The following is a 19,879-nucleotide window of genomic DNA, read 5'->3' on the forward strand; positions in this document are numbered from 1 at the left end:
GTTTAATCTACAGGAACAAGTGCATTAAATATAGGCTTAATAAGTAGAAATTTTTAAATTAATACGCCATTGTTATTAAGCACTGATGTTAAGTGATACATACGCAGTATAAAATTTAAAATGCAATACAAACGCCCTTCTATAAACACCTGCATACTAGGCGTTCTCATAATTACGGATGGTTTTTACATCTTTACACAAACCCGCACCACTAAAATACAAAAGCTGGTTTATACTGTTGTAATAATGAGCAAAATAATAACTATGAGGCGTAATGAATAAATTAATTACCGTGTTTTTATGTTTGCTGTTTACGGCCCCATTTAATGTATTTGCTTGTGAAAGAACCTTTAGCGTGGCATCGCACGATGCTTTTTGGCCGCCTTATGTAATGGGCATTAACGGTAAACTACAAGGCTCGGAGGTTGATGCACTTAACATTATATTTGCTGACTCCCCTTTTTGTTTTGAAGTTAAGTTGCTACCAAATTCTAAGCGGGCTTTTATTGAGCTTAAATACGGCCGTATTGATTTAGGATGGGCTGCAAGTTATACCGATAAACGTGCCAAATATGTGCACTTTAGTGATACCTACCGAACTGAAGTTATGCGTTTATACGAAAACAAAAATAATCAGCATAGCGTTAAAAACCTCGAAGATATTTTTAAACAAGGCTTTAGCGTTGGCGCTAACTTTGGAAGCTATTACGGCGAGGAATTTGAGCAATATAAAACTAAATATAAAAAGCAGATTGAATACACCAGTGCAACCAGTAAACGCTTTGAAATGCTTAATAAACAACGTATTGACTTTGCTATTGAAGACGAGTTAGTGGGTGCTTATTTTGGCCAAAAGGGCTCAAATATAAAATTAGTAACCAACATTGAGTATGTAAATAAAGACGATATTTATTTAATGTTTAGCAAAAAAACGGTGTCGGTTACTGAGCTTGCAGTAATTAATGAGCATATAAACAAAAACAAAACAGCACTTAAAGCGCTGTTTAAATACTAGGAGTGTAATGAAAACTTTATTTTTAGCGTTTACAACACTGCTATTTACTCACTTTAATGCCCTAGCATGTACAAAAACATTAATAATGGGCACCAACGAGACTAATTGGCCGCCTTATCTTGTAAAACAAGGTGATACATTTTTAGGCACAGAAGTGGATGCTGTTAGGGCTATTTTTAAAGATTCAAAATTTTGTATTAAATGGACTTATTTCCCGAGTTTTTCGCGTGTTCAGGCTGAGCTTAAAAATGGCCGAGTAGATATAACCTACGCGGCAAGTTACACAAAAAAACGTGCTCAATATGCGCACTTTAGTTTGCCCTACCGCGCAGAAGTTATGCATCTTTATAAACATAAAGACTCACCCGATATAACAAGTTTACCTGAGCTTTTTAGTAAAGAGTTTACAGCTGGTATTAACCGAGGAAGCTTTTTTGGTAACGAGCTTGAACAACTAAAAACTAAGTATTCAACACAGGTAGTGCTTACTGCTCAAGCAAATAATCGATTTAGCATGTTAGATAAAAAACGAATCGACTATGTTATTGAAGACTCTGTGGTTGCGCAGTACTTTGTAAAAAAACACCCCTCAATTACGCAGGTAAAGTCTATTACACCGATTAACGTTAACAATGTGCACTTTATGCTAAGTAAAGAGTCGCTAACACTTGATGACGTGGCGACCGTTAATCAATTAATTACTAAAAATGCGGCTGCTATAAAGTTAATTTATCAACCTGTGCATTAAAGCATGGGCAATAACTTAGCTCTTTGACTGCAACACTTCTTTAATATTGCTGTCGGTGGTGCTTATTTACATTTCCCGCTGTAACTAAGCACCACCGCTCACGCTAAAAATAGTGGCTTAAAAACGAGAATTGCCGTTATTTTTACTTGGTTATAAATTAGCTGCCTTTTATCTTTCATTCGTTGTGGCTGATCTGTATAATTCGCCAGCTAATTTACCCTATTGTCTGGTTCTTGTTTGTGGCGTTTTGCTGCAGCGTACTCCTGTCAGTACTAATCTAGGATTACCCTTTTTGATCTCCACCGCAAATATTACGATGCAGTTTGGCGCAGAGCCGTTGTTTGAAAACATTTCAGCTAAATTTGGTAACGGTAACCGTTACGGTTTAATTGGCGCTAACGGCTGCGGCAAGTCGACTTTCATGAAAATTTTAAGCGGTGCGCTTGTTCCAAGTGCGGGTAATGTATCTATTACTCCAGGGTTGAAATTAGGTAACCTAAGCCAAGACCAGTTTGCTTTTGAGCAATACAGCGTTGTAGACGCGGTAATTATGGGCGACGTGGAGCTTTGGAAAGTAAAGCAAGAGCGCGAACGTATTTACTCGTTACCAGAAATGAGCGAAGACGACGGCATGAAAGTAGCCGATCTTGAAAGCGTATTTGCTGAAATGGACGGTTACACGGCAGAAAGCCGCGCTGAAGAAATTTTGCTTGAAGCGGGTATCGATAAAGAATTTCATTACGGGTTAATGGCAAACGTTGCTCCAGGTTGGAAACTACGTGTGCTTTTAGCACAAGCGTTATTTGCAAATCCTGACATTTTGCTACTGGATGAGCCTACCAATAACTTGGATATTCATACAATTACGTGGCTTGCTAACGAGCTTAACAAACGTAAATGTACGATGATTATTATTTCGCATGACCGTCACTTTTTAAACTCGGTATGTACACACATGGCCGACATTGATTACGGCGAGCTGCGTATTTACCCTGGTAACTACGAGAAGTTTTTAGATGCTGCGGGCCTACAACGCGAGCAACTTTTAGCTGAAAACGCTAAAAAGAGCGCTGAAATTGACGAGCTACAAGACTTTGTTAACCGTTTTGGTGCTAACGCTTCAAAAGCTAAACAAGCGAGTTCGCGCGCTAAAAAAATGGATAAAATTAAGCTTGATGAAGTTAAATCTTCAAGCCGTATGAGCCCATCACTTTCGTTTGACGAAGGTAAAAAAATGTATCGTCAAGCGCTTGAAGTTAATAAGCTTGGCCATGGTTTTGATGGCGAAACGTTATTTACTGGTGGCGACTTACTACTAGAAGCTGGCGCTAAGCTTGCTGTAATTGGCGAAAATGGTGTGGGTAAAACTACATTTTTACGCTGTTTAGTAGATGAGCTTAAAAGTAATGAAGGCGAAATTAAATGGTCTGAAAATGCGACCTTTGGTTATTGCCCGCAAGACAGCACTAAAGATTTTGAAAACGATTTAACGTTGTTTGATTGGATGTCGCAATGGCGTACAGCTAAGCACAACGATTTAATGGTTCGTGGCATGTTAGGCCGTTTGTTGTTTACAGCAGACGATTCAAACAAAAAAGCGCGTAACTGTTCTGGTGGTGAAAAAAACCGCCTGTTATTTGGTAAGTTAATGATGCAAGACGTTAATGTGCTTGTTATGGACGAACCAACTAACCACATGGATATGGAAGCCATTGAAGCGCTTAACAATGCATTAAAAGACTTTGAAGGTACGCTTATTTTTGTAAGCCATGACCGTGAGTTTGTATCGTCATTAGCTACGCGTATCATTGATATTAAAGATAAAAAAGTAATCGACTTCCAAGGTACGTTTGATGAATACCTAGCAAGTTGTGAAGAGAAAAAAGCGTAAACTTTTTCTAATTGCTTATAAAAACGGTGCTAAATTTAGCGCCGTTTTTTTATGTGTGGAATTTGAGTTTAACTATAAAATTAATTAATAAAGGCTTAAATAAATAATTCACTAAGAGGTTAAGAGACGCTACGCTTTTAGAGTCAGTGATAAAATACTCGTTTTCTGGCTTGGTTCTTCTCATTTACTCCTCTTTGGCTTCTCCTAGTGCAATAGTTTTTCAAGTAAATAATTCACTAATGGTGATATAAGACGCAGCGCTTTTAAAGTGAGTGATAAAATAAAAAAGCACTGTTTTTTTGACTTTATTTTTCTTAGTTACTGCTGCTTCGCTTTTCCTTATGCAATTAATGGCTCTTATCGCAGAGCTAATTATTCACATTATTTTATTGGTAAATTCTGCATACATCACTGCTTTAAATCTAGTCATATTCTCCTGTAAGTCTTTGTCACTTAATGCTAATGTTTATGGAGTGAGTTATTTAAAACTTTAATGGCTAAACCAAGAGGTAACTATGTCTAATTGGGTTGAAGCAACAGTAAAAAGCGTAACATGGTGGAGCGAAACGCTCTTTAGCTTAACCGTTAATGCTAATGTAGAGCCGTTTAAAGCAGGGCAATTTACAAAGCTTTCTATAATGGATGGCGACAAGCGTATTGCTCGGGCTTATTCATATGTAAACGCCCCTGAAAACCCCGATCTTGAATTTTACCTTATTAACGTTATTGACGGTTTGCTTTCTCCTCGTTTAGCTACATTACAACCTGGCGAAACCGTATTAATAGAACAACACGCAACTGGCTTTTTTACCCTTGATGAAATACCACAAAGCGATCAGCTTTGGATGTTAGGTACTGGCACTGCCATAGGGCCTTTTTTATCAATATTGCAACAGCCCGATGTATGGAAAAAATACAAATGCATAAACTTAGTCCATGGTGTACGTTTTAATAACGACTTAAGCTATCAGGCACTTATTAACGAGTTATTAAGAGTGTACCCAGAACAACTCAACTATATTCCCGTTGTAAGTAGAGAAGAGCCATTACAAGGCTTAAGTGGCCGGATTACTAACGCTATTGAGAGCAACGGCTTGTTTGAACATGTAAAATTAAACCCTGAGCCTAGTAACGCGCAATTTATGATTTGCGGAAATCCACAAATGGTAAAAGACACAACAGCGCTACTTCTCGATAAAAACTTTACGCGTAACCGCCGCAAAGCACCCGGTAACATTACTGTAGAGCAGTACTGGTAGGCTACAGTGGTGGTATTAACTACCCGATAACGTTAAAATTTGCTATGTTGCACCCTTATACCAATATTATCAAAAATATGATCATTCTATCGCATTAAATAACTCACTAACTGCGTTAAAAATTATTCATATAGAACAACTATATGTCACAATTTTCGCCTTGTTATTGTGCTATTTTCTTGACGCTATAATAGATCGCTTATTTAATATAATTGGTATTACACGTGTTTAGTGTTCATTTTAGGAAAGTTATGAAACCGTTATCTATTATTTTTGCCTCGTTAATTACCACCGTTGCGCTTATTACTTACGCCGCAGAACAAAGCGAGCCTGAGCAAAAAGAGCAGCAAGTTGAAGCTCAAGCAAACGCTGAAAAACCAAAAGTTGAAGATGAGCAATCAGTAACTCAAGTCAAAGCTGACGACAAAGTAAATACGCTTGAATACAAAGCACCTGAGCTTAAAAAGCCGACAATGGATGCGACTAAACCAGACGATTCAAAGGTATTGGGTAACGAGCAGATTAAACCTACTGAAAAGCCTAAAAATAAAATAGAAAAAGCAGTAGCTGTAGCCGAAGCTGAAAAAGCAGTTACGCAAGCAAAAGAAGCGCTGACAGTTAAGCAACAAACTAAAGCTAAGCAATCGCGCGAATCACTTGCGGTAGTAGAGCAGTTAGTTAAAGCGTATAACGCGCGTAACATTGAAGAGTTTCTTCGTGTATATGCCGAAGATGTTGAGTTTTATATTTTCCCTAATGAGCTATTATTTAAAGGTAAAGAAAAACTAATAGAACGTTATGGGCTAATGTTTAAAAAGTTAAAGTGTATTCACTCATCACCAATTAAGCGCATAGTGCACGGTGATATAGTGATTGATCACGAACTATCAGAAACCTGCTCAACTGACGAAAAGGTAGTTGATAAACGTTCAGAACTTATTTCGAGTTACCAAATTAAAGATGGAAAAATAGTACGCGTACTGTTTTTTAGATAAAGGCTTTATATGCAAATAAATGACGACAAAAAAATTCGCTTAATGTATCGCATCGAGCCCGGATGCCTTGGCCCTAAGGGTGCTGAGCATGTTGAAGATTTTTGTCGTTTTGCAAATAAACATATTAAGTCACCATTTTATGGCCAATTTGTATTTTTACCTCGTTACGATAAAACCATAGACGAGCGACAATATAGCGTTAACAGCCGTAATTTATCTCTTGTGCAGGCTCGAGCTTACTTAAAGCACTTTGATATTAATATTGAAGAATTTGAAGAACAACTCGACGAGCTCCTCACTAAAGCGATTGATTTATACTTTAAGCGATAGCGTTTAATTGCTGTTGCTTAGGTATTCTCCCCCTCCACAATGCGTTTTTATTTATTTTAATTATTATTAAAAGTATAAGTAATTTCTTCCACAAAGATAAGGTAATCAGTAATAACTGAGAAAAACCAGATCGGCCAATATGTATCACTTACTCTAAAAGCGCAGTGCCTCTTAACCTCTTTGTGAATTAATTAGCTCTTTAAAAGCTTTTATTTGCACAATGAGAAGTAAAAGAGGAGTAAATGAGAAAAGCCAAAAACAGTATTTTTATGTTTTATCATTACTCTAAAAGCGCAGCGCCTCTTAACCTCTTTGTGAATTAATTAGCTCTTTAAAAGCTTTTATTTGCACAATGAGAAGTAAAAGAGGAGTAAATGAGAAAAGCCAAAAACAGTATTTTTATGTTTTATCATTACTCTAAAAGCGCAGCGCCTCTTAACCTCTTTGTGAATTAATTAGCTCTTTAAAAGCTTTTATTTGCACAATGAGAAGTAAAAGAGGAGTAAATGAGAAAAACAAAAAACAAAAACCAGTATATTTATGTTTTATCATTACTCTAAAAGCGCAGCGCCTCTTAAGCTCTTTGTAAATTAATTAGCTAAATATTTTAAAAGCCCTAAAAAAAAAGCGGTGTTAATTTTAACACCGCTTAATGCGAAATATGTTTAGCTATGTGCTTTAGTAAGCTTGGGTTACAACATAGGTTTTATAACATCAAACACAGCTTCTATATGGTCGTCTCTGTCGTTTAGTGCCGCTATGTAACGGTACTTTTTGCCACCTGCGTTTTCGAATATTTCACGATTTTCGCCTTCTAGCTCTTCGAGTGTTTCTAGGCAGTCGGCGCTAAAAGCCGGGCTGATAATGGCTACATCGGTAATACCCTCATCAGGCAGGGCTTCAAGGGTTGCATCGGTGTAAGGCTTTAACCACTCGGCTTTACCAAATCGACTTTGAAAAGTACTAATTACTTTGTCTTTATCAAGGCCCAGTTTTTCTACAACCAAGCGTGTGGTTTGTAAACATAGGCAATGGTACGGATCGCCTCGCTCTAAAAATAGTTTAGGCATACCGTGATACGAAAAAACAATTTTTTGTGGCATACCATTCGCTTCTAAATCCTCACTAATACTATTAGCAAGTGACTCAATATAACGGGTGTTTTTATGATAGCCATTAATAAAGTGCAGCTCTGGCACCCAGCGCCATTTACGCAGTACGCTTGATACAGCATCGAACGTTGAACCCGTGGTTGGGCTAGAATATTGCGGATACATTGGCAATATAATAATACGCGTTAAGCCTTTATCACGAAGCTCCTCAAGGCCAGCCTCTATTGAGGGATTGCCATAGCGCATAGCCATTACCACTTCAGTATTGGTATAGCCTTGCTCTTTTAATAAGGTATTTAGCTTTACGCTTTGTTGGCGAGTGATGTGAGTAAGCGGTGAGCCATTTTCGGTCCATATACTTTCGTATAATTTAGCCGAACGCTTAGGGCGCACACGCAAAATAATGCCATGTAAAATTATCATCCATACTAGGCGTGGTATTTCTACAATGCGTGGATCTGATAAAAACTCACGTAAGTATATACGAAGCGCAGCAGCTGTTGGTGCATCAGGGCTACCTAGGTTAGTAAGCAGTATTCCCGTTTTTTGGTTAAAACGCCCATCATGGGGATTGTCAGTAACCGCAGAAAATCGCGACACAGAGTGCTCCTTCAAGCAAATTCAATAATGTATTTTATGCACATTGTAACGAAAAAAACTGCCGTTTAGATCAATCATTTAGCAGTTTTAACCATAATTCTAAATGGGGCTGGTTTTTTAGATTCTAGTTGCTGCAGTTTTTCTATTGATTTGCGGCTAAATACATGACCTTTAGGCAGCAACATTATACCCGAATGGCTGTGCAGAGCATGGCCGAGTATCATTTGATCTTTAAGCTCATGGGCATTACAAATTAGTACTGATCCTGCGATACTTTTTTGTTCGTGTAGTTTTGCATGGCTTGCTTCAAGCGCACGAACTATTTTAGGGTGGTAAAACGAACCACTATAAAGTTTTACACTTTCGAGTGCGTCCTCGTGGCGCTGCTTTTCATCGCTTGCATTGCTCTGCTCAAACGCATCCCAATAGTCGCGCGCTAAACCTAGCACCATAGCGCCTATCGGTATGTCGTTTCCAGCAAGGCCTTTGGGCATTCCATTTCCATTAAAACGTTCAAACTGATAATAAATAGCATCCGATAAATCGTGTAAATGTATTGCTGGCATTAGCATTAATTGTGCAGTACTTGGGTGAGTATAAAAGGTCTTACGTTGTTGCTCATTTAACCGATTTAGCGGTTTTTTATAAAGTTCAGGGTCCATAGCAAGCAAACCTATTTGTGCTAAATAACCCGCCATTGGGGCAAGATCAATGCTTTTTTGCGACAGGTTTAAGTAAAGCGCTATTTGTGTGCAGGTATTTGCAATATTTTGTGCTTTGTTGCCATCAAGGTAAGGATTTGCGTTAACAAAATTATATAGCAGCTCAACGGTTGATTTGTGCTCTTGTTTTTCGCGTTCGTTGGCGTCTTCAAGCTTTTTTAAAACTTGTTTGATTTGTAAGGTACGTTTTTCTACTCGTTGCTCTAACGTGTTGTTTAGCTCAAGTAGTTCTTGGTTTTGTGCCTTAACTTGTGTTTCTAATTTTTTGTTTTGCTTTTTTAGCGCAAATTTTTCTAGGCTATCTTTAATGCTTCGAAGTAATAAATCGTTTTGCCATGGTTTTTGAATATAACCATTTATTTGCCCTTGATTAACAGCCGCTAGGGTTGTTTGTATATCGGCGTAACCGGTTAATAAAATGCGTTGAGTGTCGGGTGCCAGCGCACGCGCTTTTTCTAAAAACTCGGCACCGTTCATTACTGGCATCCGCATGTCGCTAATAATTAAACCAAATTCATGATTTTTAAAAAGTGTTAATGCGTTTTGCGGATTATCGCAAACAATAACCGTTAAGCCATTTACTTCAAGTAGTCGTGTTAACGTACGTAGTACTATTTCGTCATCATCAATACAAAGTACATCAACCTGATTCATGGGTGTGTTTGGTGTTGCTTGAGTCATTGCGCCGCCTTTAAATTACTTCTGGCTAAATAATAGCTTAAAAAAACATCCGTGACCTGTTTATGCTTACCTTTTATATAGAGTAGGAGTCACCTAATATGGTTATTATCTATAAGTAGATAAATGCTCACACTAAAGTTGCAAATTTGCATGTAGACGACTAAACGTTAAGTATAAAGTTATCTATATGGATGAAAGGAATGAATGGATCAGATGGTAATTTTGAACGTGCTTTTTTAAACGAACAAAAGCTGCGCTTGGCCGCAGAACAATTACTCAAAGATAAAAGCACCGTTTTAGTTGCCATAAATAATGAATTACAAAAAAAAGTAGCCGATTTAGAACACCAGCAAATGCTGTTTGTGCAAACCGAAAAAATGGCAACCTTAGGAACGCTTTGTGCAGGCGTAGCCCACGAAATAAATACCCCGCTTGCCTATGCAATGAGTAATATAGAAAGCTTACAAAATTCTACTCCTTTGCTTATCACGTTGCTAAAGCTTAACGAGCAATACTTAAACAATGAAATTAAAGAAAGCCGTTTTAAACACGAAATAGACATACTCAATTTACAGTATCCGTATGCGTGGCTTTATAACAATTTGCAGGGACAAGTTAACGACAGCGTTGAAGGACTCAAACGAATAAAACAAATTGTGCATGACTTATTAAACTTTGCCCACCCCTCCTCCTCGCAAGATAAACAACTAACCGATGTAACAACGGGTGCTAATAATGCTTTAAGATTATTAAGTAACAAACTCAAACTATGCGAGATAAAAACGCGGTTTGAACCACTACCACTTATTTGGTGCAATTTATCGTCAATTAATCAAATTTTTGTAAATCTATTAATGAATGCTTGGCAAGCATGCGAGCTTGATTTAGAAAAAGGCTGCATTATTGAGGTCAATATTTTTGAACTAAACACAAATATCTGTATTGAGGTAAAAGATAATGGCTGTGGAATGAGTGAAGACACAATAGCGCATATGTTTGACCCTTTTTATACAACAAAAGAAGTTGGTGAAGGTACCGGTATGGGTATGACACTTGTATACGCTATGGTGAGCGATCATGGCGGAAAAATAGAAGTTAACAGCACATTAGGGACAGGTACGACCATCCGCTGCCTATTACCTTTAAAAGCGTAAACTAACGAACAAAACCACAATGTAAATAAAAAGTTAATAGATCTTTTTTTGAAGTTTAATGCCCTTTCAGCATGTATTTTAATCGATTAAAGGTGGTTTTTTCTTATCTTGAAATTTATTTGCATACTTAGACCAAATATTTAGTTTTTTTCATTTCTTTTTGTTTGCATATGTTGCTAGGATGTTTGCAACAGGTTATGAGCACCATAACCACACACATATTATAAGAACACAAAAAAACAGGGTCGTCACTATGCCAACATACCGTTTAAACACACTTGCTGTAGCCGTTGCTTTCGCGTTTAGCGCACCAAGCATTGTTAACGCAGAAGAAGCACCAGTGCAAGCTGCTAAAAACATTGAGCAAATATCTGTATTAGGATCGCGTGTATCTAACCGTACTTCTACTGAGTCTTCTTCTCCTATTGATTTAATTGACGCAGATGATTTAACCAAAGGTGGCTTTACCGAGCTTGGCCAAAGCCTGCAAGCGACAGCGCCTTCATTTAACTTTTCGCGTACACAAGTATCTGACGGTTCTGATTTATTTAGACCCGCCACACTTCGTGGCTTACAGCCAGATCAAACTCTTGTATTAGTAAATGGTAAACGTCGTCATAACCAATCAATTTTTGGCCTTAACGGTACAGTAGGCGCAGGCGCTGCGGGTACCGATATGAATGCCATTCCGCTAACGGCCCTTAAAGGCGTTGAAGTATTACGCGATGGCGCAGCAGCGCAATATGGCTCTGATGCTATTGCAGGCGTAATTAACTTATCTCTTAATAACTCAACCGGTATTACAACGGGTTTTGTACAATACGGCGGCACAAGTGAAGGTGACGGCGACACTATTTCAGCAGGTTTAAACCGTGGTTTTGATATAGGTAACGAAGGCGGCTTTATTAACCTATCGCTTGAGTACCGTGATGCCGATGGCACTAACCGCGCCGAGCGTGATACGGGGGGTTCGCTTAATGTTGAACCAGGTACGTTAAGTGAAGATGTACGCTGGGGCCAAGGTAACTCAGAAAGTGAATTTACATCGTTATTTTACAACATGGCATTACCAATGGGCGACGGCGAGCTTTACTCGTTTGGTGGCTACTCAGAGCGCACGGCGCTGGGTAATGGTTTTTACCGTAACTTTAACGAAGCCTCTAAAAACGTAACACAAGTATACAGCGATGGTTTTTTACCGCGCATATATAACGAAGCACAAGATATTTCAGTCGCGCTTGGTTTTAAAGGCGATATAAACACAGATTGGAATTACGATGTATCGGCTGTTTATGGTGAAAATCAATACGACTTTACATCACGCAATACATTAAACGCTTCTTACGCGGCTGAGTATTTATTTAACAACCCAAGTGCAAGCGATGCCGATATTGCAGCAAATTCAGGCCCTAGTGGCGGTTACTCAGGTGGTTTTAGATTTGATCAAACAACGGTTAACCTTGATGTAAACGGTATTGTAGATATTGGCCGTGGTGAACCTTTATATGTAACAGTAGGCGCTGAATACCGTAAAGAAAACTACGAAATAGTACCTGGCGATGAAGCATCATACGCCTGTGGACTAGCAAATATGGATACCTCGTACCCATCAGTAAACGATCCGGACCAATTTGCACAGTGTGGTTTTCAGGCTTATAACGGCCTACGCCCTGAAGCGGCTAACGACAGCGACCGTAACAGCTACGCAGTTTATGTAGACGTAGAAACTATGATCACCGATGCATGGAACGTCAGTGGTGCGCTACGTTATGAAGATTTCTCAGATGCTGGGGATGATTTAATTGGTAAATTAGCAACACGTTATGAATTTTCAGATGACTTTGCTGTACGTGGTGCGGTATCTACTGGTTTTAGAGCACCATCACTTCAACAAAGTGGTTATACAGCCTTTACAACTAACTTAGGCTCAGATGGTACATTAACGCAATCGTTCACTGCAAACACCGGTACAGCCTTCCCAAGTGCGTTAGGCGTAGATAGCTTAGAGCTTGAAACTTCAACAAACTACAGTGCTGGTTTTGTTTACGATGTAACAAGCGAGCTTTCGTTAACGGTTGATTTTTACCGCGTAGAAATTGAAGACCGTATTACGCTTGGCAGCTTACTTACCGCTGACGACGTATCGTTTAGCTCAGAAGCAGTTGCAGCGCTACAAGCAACAGGAGCAGTGCAAGCTAACTACTTCTCAAACTCGGTTGATTCTACTACGCAAGGTGTTGATATTATTGCATCGTACCGCACTGAAGTTGAAGGCGGCAATTTAGGAGTAACCTTTGCAGGTAACCTAAACGATACTAAAATTGACGGCGTAAATGCTGAAGACGGTATTCCTGAAGCGGTTGCTTTTGATGATTTACAACGTAGCTTTTTTACCGACGGACAACCTAGTGAACGTGCAACGCTTACGTTTGACTACGAACGCGATGCCTACACATCAACCATTCGCTTTAACTACTTTGGCGAAACAGACGTAAAATACTTTGGTAACGACCATATTTCATTACCAGGTGAGCTTTCGCCTACCGGTTCATTTAAACCAACAAGTACGGTTGAATCTGCTGTGTTAGTTGATTTAAATGTTAGCTACCAAATTAACGACATGTTTGCGCTTTCGGTGGGTGCCGATAACGTATTTGACGAAACGCCAGACGAGCTAGGCGACGACGAAGTACTTAATTTTATCACCAACGGCGCATTTAAATACCCAGTACGCGCATTGCCATACGGCTTTGACGGCAGAACGTACTACGCAAAAGTAAGCTTTAGTTTTTAATTATCTTATAAAAAAGTAAAGCAAACTAAAGTAATATTAAGCGCAGTTATTAACTGCGCTTTTTTATGCTTTTTTATTATTAAAAAAGTACCTGTTGGGCATTAAAAATACTTGCGCGGTTGAAAATTAAGCCTACAATCGCCATCTCTTAAATAGGCTAATATAAAAGCCTTTTTATTATTTAACTTTAGTTGATAGGAAATATATGACTAAAAAATCTAAAGCAAAAACCGCAAGCAACAGCGCGGTAGACACAGGACGAGGCGTTATAAACCACAATGCACTAGCGGCAATGGTCACCTCTAAATTATTTAAACCACAAGTGGTTAAAGCTAAAAAAGGCAAAGGTTCGTTTAAACGTAGCAACAAGCATTCAGGACAAGAGTCCTATTTAATCGCGGCTTAAATAGCACCGATCAAATAGGGCTTTTGAATATAGTAAGCGAGGTTTTATACCTCGCTTTTACTTTTAAAGCATACAAGCCACGTTACATAAGCGCGAAATAAATTCGCACCTACGGGTTTGGTATTTGCACGGTGTAGGTGAGGTTTTATACCTCGCTTTTACTTTTAGAGCATTTAAGCCACGTTACATAAGCGCGAAATAAATTCGCACCTACGGGTTTGGTGTTTGCACGATGTAGGTGAGGTTTTATACCTCGCTATTAAAGCATTGAAGCCACGTTACCTGAGCGCGAAATAAATTCGCACCTACGGGCTTGGTGTTTGCACGATGTAGGTGAGGTTTTATACTTCGCTTTCACTTTTAGAGCATTAAAGCCATGTTACATAAGCGCGAAATAAATTCGCACCTACGGGTTTGGTGTTTGCACAATATAGGTGGGGTTTTATACTTCGCTTTTACTTTTAAAGTATTAAAGCTAAATTACATAAGCGCGAAATAAATTCGCGCCTACGGGTTTGCTGTTTGCACGATGTAGGTGAGGTTTTATACCTCGCTTTCACTTTTAGAGCATTAAAGCCACGTTACACGAGCGCGAAGTAAATTCGCACCTACAAGTTTGTAGAGCACGGTGGTTTAAACTACTGTGCTGAATTTTTAACTGTTTGTGATGGGTTTTCACCAAATAGTTGCGTGTAATCTTTAGCAAATTGTCCCGCATGCCAAAATCCCCAATTGGCTGCTATTACTGAAATTGGCTTATCTTGGTTTGGTTTTTTTAGTTCCCGCCTTACATTATTTAAACGTGTTAAACGTAAAAACCGCAAAGGGTTAATTCCTAAAATACTCTCAAAACTATATTGAAGTGTGCGCCTACTTACAAAGGCAAGCTCGCACAGCTCGGTTATGGTTATTGGGTTTTGTGGATTTGTGGCCACGTAATCTTTTACTTTATCTACTACGGCTTTTCGGTGTTTATAACTTGGCGCAATATTTTGTTGTGGATTATCTGCCTGTAATAAGTGTAGTGCCAACATGTTTAGCATATCTTGTTGCGATTCGGTTTTAAGTCCAAAGCCCTTGCCCACAACCATGCTATTAATTATTTGCCTTGCCGTTTGTAATGATGAGTTGCTTACCGATAAGCGAGCTGATTGTGCTGATGATAGGTTTTTCAATGTTACGCCTTGTAGTTGCGCCATATATTCAATTGAATTCCAATCGATTACCAAACCATAAATATTAAATTGCTCAGGGGTTATCAGCTCAAAGTCATTATCACTTGTACGGCACATAAATTGATTACTTGCCACACTTAGACCATTAATCTTACTTTGCTGCGACTGACAAGGAATGCCAAGCCAAACCGAATTGGGGGCGATGTTACATTGCTGACGAAGCGCTCGCTCGGTGTATTCTTTAAACACATGAATATTGACGTAATCTGTTTCCTCAATAAAACCATAAAAGCTGCCGTCGCTCATTTGATCGTATTTTTGCTGCCATTGAGTAAGGCTATGCGCTTGCTCGTCTATATCGTGTGTTTGCACCTTGCTCTTTAGTGGTGCGTTGTAGCTACTTTGCTGCGCCATATAGGGGGTGCTCTTTTTCGTTACACTTTTATTATGGTTAAGTTAACACCGCTTTGCGTATGTAACCAATTGAATTGGATTAATAAATAATCTTTTGCCGAAATTCGATAGTTACTTGGTACAAAATAAGCTGTCTTGTAACTATTGAAAATTGATTTATAGCTAAAGATGTAGCAAAACCTATACCAAGGTTTATCATATTAGTTATGTGGAGTAAATCATGGGGCAAGCGTACAGTTACACTTTAGGTACACACACTTATAAATTCAAGAACTTAGCCCAGTTAATGGCTAAAGCAACGCCGCAACGTTCGGGTGATCGCTTAGCGGGTGTCATTGCACAATCAGCACAAGAACGTGCTGTGGCACAAATGACATTGGCCGATGTACCTCTTAAAACATTTTTAAATGAGGCACTTATTCCCTACGAAGATGACGAAATTACACGCTTAATTATTGACGAGCACGATGCCAATGCCTTTATGGCTATTGCACATTTAACCGTAGGTGATTTTCGTAATTGGCTTTTAAGCGACTTTGCAACACCCGCTGTACTTGCAAGTATAAGGCAAGGTATTACGCCCGAAATGGCTGCTGCTGTTAGCAAAATAATGCGTAATCAAGATCTCATATTAATTGCTAAAAAGTGCCATGTTACAAGTGCTTTTAGAAACACTATTGGCCTTCCTGGGCATTTATCTACACGTTTACAACCCAATCATCCAACTGACGATATTAACGGTATTGCTGCATGCATGCTTGATGGGCTGCTATACGGTAATGGCGATGCCGTAATAGGTATAAACCCAGCAACCGACAACGTTGCCCAGGCCATTAAATTAATGACATTAATGGATGATGTTATTCAAAAATACGCCATACCGACGCAAAGCTGTGTGCTTACCCATGTTACTAACACTATTGAATGTATAGAAGCTGGCGCACCGGTTGATTTGGTATTTCAGTCGATTGGCGGCACGGAGGCTACTAACTCAAGTTTTGGTTTTAATTTAAATACCTTAGCTGAAGCGCAAGATGCCGCTTTGAGTTTAAAGCGCGGCACTGTTGGCAATAATGTGATGTATTTTGAAACTGGGCAAGGCAGTTCGCTTTCAGCAAATGCGCATCATGGGCTTGATCAGCAAACGTGTGAAGCTCGCGCTTATGCAGTTGCTCGTAAGTTTGATCCGTTACTGGTTAATACCGTGGTGGGGTTTATTGGCCCTGAATATTTGTTTGATGGTAAAGAAATTACCCGAGCAGGACTTGAGGATCACTTTTGCGCTAAGTTACTAGGCATACCGATGGGGTGCGACGTGTGTTACACCAATCATGCAGAGGCCGATCAAAACGATATGGATAATTTGCTAACGCTATTAGGTGTTGCAGGTTGCTCGTTTGTAATGGGAATACCTGGCTCTGATGATATTATGCTTAACTACCAAACTACGTCGTTTCATGATGCATTATATGTGCGTCGAGTTCTTGGCTCTAGACCCGCCCCTGAGTTTGAAGCATGGCTAAGCAAAATGAAAATTATGCAAAGCACTTCCGATATGACACTTTCAGATACCTTGCCTCCCGCTTTTGCTAAACCTCTGGGTGCAATTGCTGGAGGTGGCTCATGAAATCACGTTCAAAACCGACCACTCCATTAGATAACTCAGTAAATGAGCATAAAAATAACGGTAATGTAGTGCACAACCCTTGGAGTGATTTACGGCGTTTTACCGACGCCCGTATTGGGCTTGGTCGCGCTGGTATAAGTTTGCCAACCTCAGAAATGCTGGCTTTTCAGCTATCTCATGCACAAGCGCGTGATGCGGTGAGTTTTCCGCTTGATATTAACGAAATGACTGAGCAACTAGGCAGTATTAGTGCTCTAAAAGAGGTTGCCCCTCCCCTGCATTTACACAGCCAAGCCGTTGACAGAGTTACTTACCTTCAGCGACCCGATTTAGGCCGCAAACTTGATGAAAATGGTAGGCAAGTACTTCTCAGCTATATGAATAAACAAAAACACACTACGCAGGTTAAATACGATTTAGCGATTGTAGTGGTTGATGGACTTTCGTCGTTGGCGGTACAAAAAAATGCATACCCATTTATAACAGAGCTATTAACGCACCTTACAACAGACAAGCAATTTAAAATTGCTCCCATTACTTTGGTTGAGCAAGGGCGAGTAGCGATTGGCGACGATATAGGTGAGCTGCTAAATGCGCAGGTGGTTATGGTGTTAATAGGAGAGCGCCCAGGACTTAGTTCGCCAGATAGCCTTGGCTTGTATTTAACATGGGAGCCCAAAACAGGACTTAACGATGCATGTCGTAATTGCATATCGAATATTCGCCCTGCAGGCCTACCTTATACAGAAGCGGCGAGACGCGCACTGTACTTATTACGTGAAGCTAAAAAACTGAAACTAACTGGGGTTAATTTAAAAGACCGCACACAAGATGATGTAATTGAGCATCAGGTTTCAACCACTAACTTTTTAATTGCTGAGTAATTTTAATTAAAAACACATGAAATAAAAAAATAAAAACTAAACATCAACGGAGAAAGGTTATGTCTACTAATAATAATACAGAGTACCTTGCTAAAAGACAGTTAAAACGGGGTACTGCGGGGTGGTTATTGCTCGCAGGTTTGGGTGTGTCGTATGTAATATCGGGTGACTTTGCAGGCTGGAACTTTGGTATCGCCGAAGCCGGTTGGGGTGGTTTTGCCATTGCTGCAGTATTAATGGCGGTTATGTATTTAGCGCTTGTACTATCGCTTGCTGAAATGTCAGCTGCAATACCTGCTGCAGGCGGTGGTTATAGTTTTGCGCGTCAAGCTATGGGGCCAGCGGGAGGCTATTTAACCGGGCTTGCCGTATTAATTGAATATGCCTTAGCGCCTGCTGCTATTGTTATTTTTATAGGCTCGGCAGTTGAAGCCCTAACCGGGTTTAATGGCCCATGGGTATATGCATTATTTTACTTACTATTTGTGGGAATTCATTTAGCGGGCGTAGGAGAAGCGCTTAAAGTAATGATGGTAATAAGTGGTTTAGCGGTATTAGCTATTATTGCAACGGCTTTTGTTTTAATCACAAATTTTGATGCATCGCGCTTATTTGACGTCCCCGTAACCGATGCAGTGGGAGCTAGTGAGTTTTTACCTTTAGGTTGGTACGGGGTTTGGGCTGCATTACCGTTTGCCATGTGGTTATTTTTGGCGGTTGAAGGTGTACCACTTGCTGCTGAAGAAGCAAAAGATCCCGCTAAAGATGTGCCAAAAGGCATTATTGGTGCAATGATCTTTTTGTTATTTACTGCTTTTTTAGTTGTTGTTTTAGTGCCTGGTGCTGGCGGTGCTGCTGCAATGGGCGCAAGTGCTGTGCCTTTAGTTGATGCATTAAATGCATCCGGTAGTGAGGGCTTAGCAACCGTTGTAAATATATTAGGGCTTGCGGGTTTAGTTGCTTCGTTTTTCTCTATTATTTATGGTTATAGTCGCTTAGTGTTTGCTTTATCTAGAGCCGGTTATTTACCACGTTCGTTGTCTATTACGACTAATCGCAAAGTGCCAGCACGTGCGTTGATTGTACCGGCAGTATTTGGCTTTTTAGTATCACTCAGTGGTGAGGGTGACTTAATACTTGCAATGGCAGTAGTAGGTGCAACGCTCTCGTATGCATTAATGGCGCTGAGCCATATTTTACTTCGCGTTAAACAACCTGATTTACCTCGCCCGTACAAAACTCCAGGTGGCGTAGTTACGTCAAGTATTGCTTTAGTACTGTCGCTTATAGCATTAACGGGTGTGTATGCGTTTGACCCTCGTGCATTTTTATACACTATGGTGCTGTTTATTGTGGGCGCCGCATATTACTTTGGCTATAGCTCAAAACACTTAGTTGCTAAAAGCGCTGATGAAGAGTTTGCAATGTTGGCAAATGCAGAATCTGATTTAGAACTGGCTAAGTAGGTTTTAATAGTTATTAAATATAAGTGAGGCTACCCCTCACTTATATTTTTATACGTACAATACGATGTAAAAATGGTGCCTGCATGTAGGCATCAAGTCCTTTATCTACTTTATTAATACCGTTTAAAACTAAAACTTTATGTTGCCGCGTAGCGCTTTGTTTTGCCCGTGTTTAGTTTTTTTGTCCATGCGCTTTCGCTGTGAATTACGGCTAGGCTTGGTGGCACGACGCGCTTTATTAACAACGGTAGCACTAAGAATTAAATCTTTTAAGCGCTTAAGGGCATCTTCTCGGTTTAGCTCTTGCGTACGGTGGCTTTGCGCTTTAATTATTAAAACGCCCTCTTTGGTAATTCTTGTATCATTTAAGGCTAGCAAACGCTCTTTATAAAAATCAGGTAATTTAGAGCGATTAATATCAAAGCGTAAATGAATGGCACTGGCTACTTTGTTAACATTTTGACCACCGGCACCTTGCGAACGAATAGCCGTAAGCTCTAGTTCCCATTCATCGATAGTGACAGTATTTGAAATTGTTAACATTGTGTTCAGCTCTATTTGTCAAAAATGTATTATATCATCAGTACATTAGCTTGTGGTGAATGA

The 19,879-nt window shown here is 39.6% G+C and carries 16 protein-coding genes; 12 read left to right on the plus strand and 4 right to left on the minus strand.

Features of this window, described 5'->3' with window-relative positions; all coding sequences use genetic code 11:
• Window positions 1-274: 274 nt before the first annotated feature.
• The 6 genes from I6F42_RS00295 (at window position 275) to I6F42_RS00320 (ending at window position 6,238) form a co-directional block, all read left to right on the plus strand.
• Window positions 275-1,015, plus strand: coding sequence for an ABC transporter substrate-binding protein (locus I6F42_RS00295; protein ID WP_197149869.1), 741 nt, complete (start codon window positions 275-277; stop codon window positions 1,013-1,015).
• A 7-nt stretch (window positions 1,016-1,022) separates the two neighbouring features.
• Complete coding sequence (locus I6F42_RS00300) at window positions 1,023-1,763, plus strand: ABC transporter substrate-binding protein (RefSeq protein WP_197149871.1); 741 nt, start codon at window positions 1,023-1,025, stop codon at window positions 1,761-1,763.
• 292 nt (window positions 1,764-2,055) lie between these two features.
• The gene (locus I6F42_RS00305; protein WP_010555514.1) at window positions 2,056-3,654 is read left to right on the plus strand and encodes an ABC-F family ATPase; all 1,599 of its coding nucleotides are present in this window, start codon (window positions 2,056-2,058) and stop codon (window positions 3,652-3,654) included.
• A 515-nt stretch (window positions 3,655-4,169) separates the two neighbouring features.
• Window positions 4,170-4,913: a ferredoxin--NADP reductase gene (locus I6F42_RS00310; protein WP_197149873.1), complete on the plus strand. Its 744-nt coding sequence runs from the start codon at window positions 4,170-4,172 to the stop codon at window positions 4,911-4,913.
• 251 nt (window positions 4,914-5,164) lie between these two features.
• Window positions 5,165-5,908 carry a nuclear transport factor 2 family protein gene (locus I6F42_RS00315; protein ID WP_197149878.1) on the plus strand — a complete coding sequence of 248 codons (744 nt, stop codon included), beginning with the start codon at window positions 5,165-5,167 and terminating at the stop codon, window positions 5,906-5,908.
• A 9-nt stretch (window positions 5,909-5,917) separates the two neighbouring features.
• The gene (locus I6F42_RS00320) at window positions 5,918-6,238 is read left to right on the plus strand and encodes a hypothetical protein (RefSeq protein WP_007583509.1); all 321 of its coding nucleotides are present in this window, start codon (window positions 5,918-5,920) and stop codon (window positions 6,236-6,238) included.
• Between the two features lie 692 nt (window positions 6,239-6,930).
• Here the strand turns inward: I6F42_RS00320 and hemH are convergent.
• Both hemH and I6F42_RS00330 read right to left on the minus strand, forming a co-directional pair.
• A complete protein-coding gene (gene hemH / locus I6F42_RS00325) occupies window positions 6,931-7,950 on the minus strand; it encodes a ferrochelatase (RefSeq protein WP_007583511.1) in 1,020 nt (339 codons plus the stop codon).
• 74 nt (window positions 7,951-8,024) lie between these two features.
• Complete coding sequence (locus I6F42_RS00330; RefSeq protein WP_007583513.1) at window positions 8,025-9,353, minus strand: HD domain-containing phosphohydrolase; 1,329 nt, start codon at window positions 9,351-9,353, stop codon at window positions 8,025-8,027.
• Window positions 9,354-9,553: 200 nt separating this feature from the next.
• Between I6F42_RS00330 and I6F42_RS00335 the strand changes: the two genes are divergently transcribed.
• From I6F42_RS00335 to arfA, 3 genes are all read left to right on the plus strand, one after another.
• A complete protein-coding gene (locus I6F42_RS00335) occupies window positions 9,554-10,507 on the plus strand; it encodes a sensor histidine kinase (RefSeq protein WP_007583514.1) in 954 nt (317 codons plus the stop codon).
• A gap of 253 nt (window positions 10,508-10,760) precedes the next feature.
• A complete protein-coding gene (locus tag I6F42_RS00340) occupies window positions 10,761-13,301 on the plus strand; it encodes a TonB-dependent siderophore receptor (protein WP_197149891.1) in 2,541 nt (846 codons plus the stop codon).
• A gap of 205 nt (window positions 13,302-13,506) precedes the next feature.
• Window positions 13,507-13,707: a ribosome alternative rescue factor ArfA gene (gene arfA, locus I6F42_RS00345; protein WP_165722939.1), complete on the plus strand. Its 201-nt coding sequence runs from the start codon at window positions 13,507-13,509 to the stop codon at window positions 13,705-13,707.
• 638 nt (window positions 13,708-14,345) lie between these two features.
• Here the strand turns inward: arfA and I6F42_RS00350 are convergent.
• Complete coding sequence (locus I6F42_RS00350; RefSeq protein ID WP_197149893.1) at window positions 14,346-15,296, minus strand: helix-turn-helix domain-containing protein; 951 nt, start codon at window positions 15,294-15,296, stop codon at window positions 14,346-14,348.
• A 220-nt stretch (window positions 15,297-15,516) separates the two neighbouring features.
• Here I6F42_RS00350 and I6F42_RS00355 point away from each other — a divergent pair, with 220 nt between their 5' ends.
• From I6F42_RS00355 to eat, 3 genes are read left to right on the plus strand one after another with little or no spacing between them, the layout of a single operon-like run.
• A complete protein-coding gene (locus I6F42_RS00355) occupies window positions 15,517-16,923 on the plus strand; it encodes an ethanolamine ammonia-lyase subunit EutB (protein WP_197149894.1) in 1,407 nt (468 codons plus the stop codon).
• Window positions 16,920-17,807, plus strand: coding sequence for an ethanolamine ammonia-lyase subunit EutC (gene eutC, locus I6F42_RS00360; RefSeq protein ID WP_101164387.1), 888 nt, complete (start codon window positions 16,920-16,922; stop codon window positions 17,805-17,807). Before I6F42_RS00355 ends, eutC begins: the two co-directional genes overlap by 4 nt.
• A 59-nt stretch (window positions 17,808-17,866) precedes the next feature.
• Window positions 17,867-19,273, plus strand: a complete 1,407-nt coding sequence (eat, locus tag I6F42_RS00365; protein ID WP_197149895.1) for an ethanolamine permease — start codon at window positions 17,867-17,869, stop codon at window positions 19,271-19,273.
• Window positions 19,274-19,402: 129 nt separating this feature from the next.
• Here eat and arfB read toward each other — a convergent pair whose 3' ends face one another.
• Window positions 19,403-19,816, minus strand: coding sequence for an alternative ribosome rescue aminoacyl-tRNA hydrolase ArfB (gene arfB / locus I6F42_RS00370; protein WP_007583522.1), 414 nt, complete (start codon window positions 19,814-19,816; stop codon window positions 19,403-19,405).
• Between the last annotated feature and the right edge of the window lie 63 nt (window positions 19,817-19,879).

Source organism: Pseudoalteromonas sp. SWYJZ12, assembly GCF_015864395.1.
Lineage (GTDB): Bacteria > Pseudomonadota > Gammaproteobacteria > Enterobacterales > Alteromonadaceae > Pseudoalteromonas > Pseudoalteromonas arctica.

Excerpts from the sequence above, each read along its gene's own strand:
- eat (WP_197149895.1), top strand. The coding sequence starts at position 17,867 with ATGTCTACTAATAATAATACAGAGTACCTTGCTAAAAGACAGTTAAAA.
- I6F42_RS00355 (WP_197149894.1), top strand. The coding sequence starts at position 15,517 with ATGGGGCAAGCGTACAGTTACACTTTAGGTACACACACTTATAAATTC.
- I6F42_RS00300 (WP_197149871.1), top strand. The coding sequence starts at position 1,023 with ATGAAAACTTTATTTTTAGCGTTTACAACACTGCTATTTACTCACTTT.
- I6F42_RS00295 (WP_197149869.1), top strand. The coding sequence starts at position 275 with ATGAATAAATTAATTACCGTGTTTTTATGTTTGCTGTTTACGGCCCCA.
- I6F42_RS00310 (WP_197149873.1), top strand. The coding sequence starts at position 4,170 with ATGTCTAATTGGGTTGAAGCAACAGTAAAAAGCGTAACATGGTGGAGC.
- arfB (WP_007583522.1), bottom strand. The coding sequence starts at position 19,816 with ATGTTAACAATTTCAAATACTGTCACTATCGATGAATGGGAACTAGAG.
- I6F42_RS00320 (WP_007583509.1), top strand. The coding sequence starts at position 5,918 with ATGCAAATAAATGACGACAAAAAAATTCGCTTAATGTATCGCATCGAG.
- eutC (WP_101164387.1), top strand. The coding sequence starts at position 16,920 with ATGAAATCACGTTCAAAACCGACCACTCCATTAGATAACTCAGTAAAT.
- arfA (WP_165722939.1), top strand. The coding sequence starts at position 13,507 with ATGACTAAAAAATCTAAAGCAAAAACCGCAAGCAACAGCGCGGTAGAC.
- I6F42_RS00315 (WP_197149878.1), top strand. The coding sequence starts at position 5,165 with ATGAAACCGTTATCTATTATTTTTGCCTCGTTAATTACCACCGTTGCG.
- I6F42_RS00350 (WP_197149893.1), bottom strand. The coding sequence starts at position 15,296 with ATGGCGCAGCAAAGTAGCTACAACGCACCACTAAAGAGCAAGGTGCAA.
- I6F42_RS00340 (WP_197149891.1), top strand. The coding sequence starts at position 10,761 with ATGCCAACATACCGTTTAAACACACTTGCTGTAGCCGTTGCTTTCGCG.
- I6F42_RS00335 (WP_007583514.1), top strand. The coding sequence starts at position 9,554 with ATGAATGGATCAGATGGTAATTTTGAACGTGCTTTTTTAAACGAACAA.
- I6F42_RS00330 (WP_007583513.1), bottom strand. The coding sequence starts at position 9,353 with ATGACTCAAGCAACACCAAACACACCCATGAATCAGGTTGATGTACTT.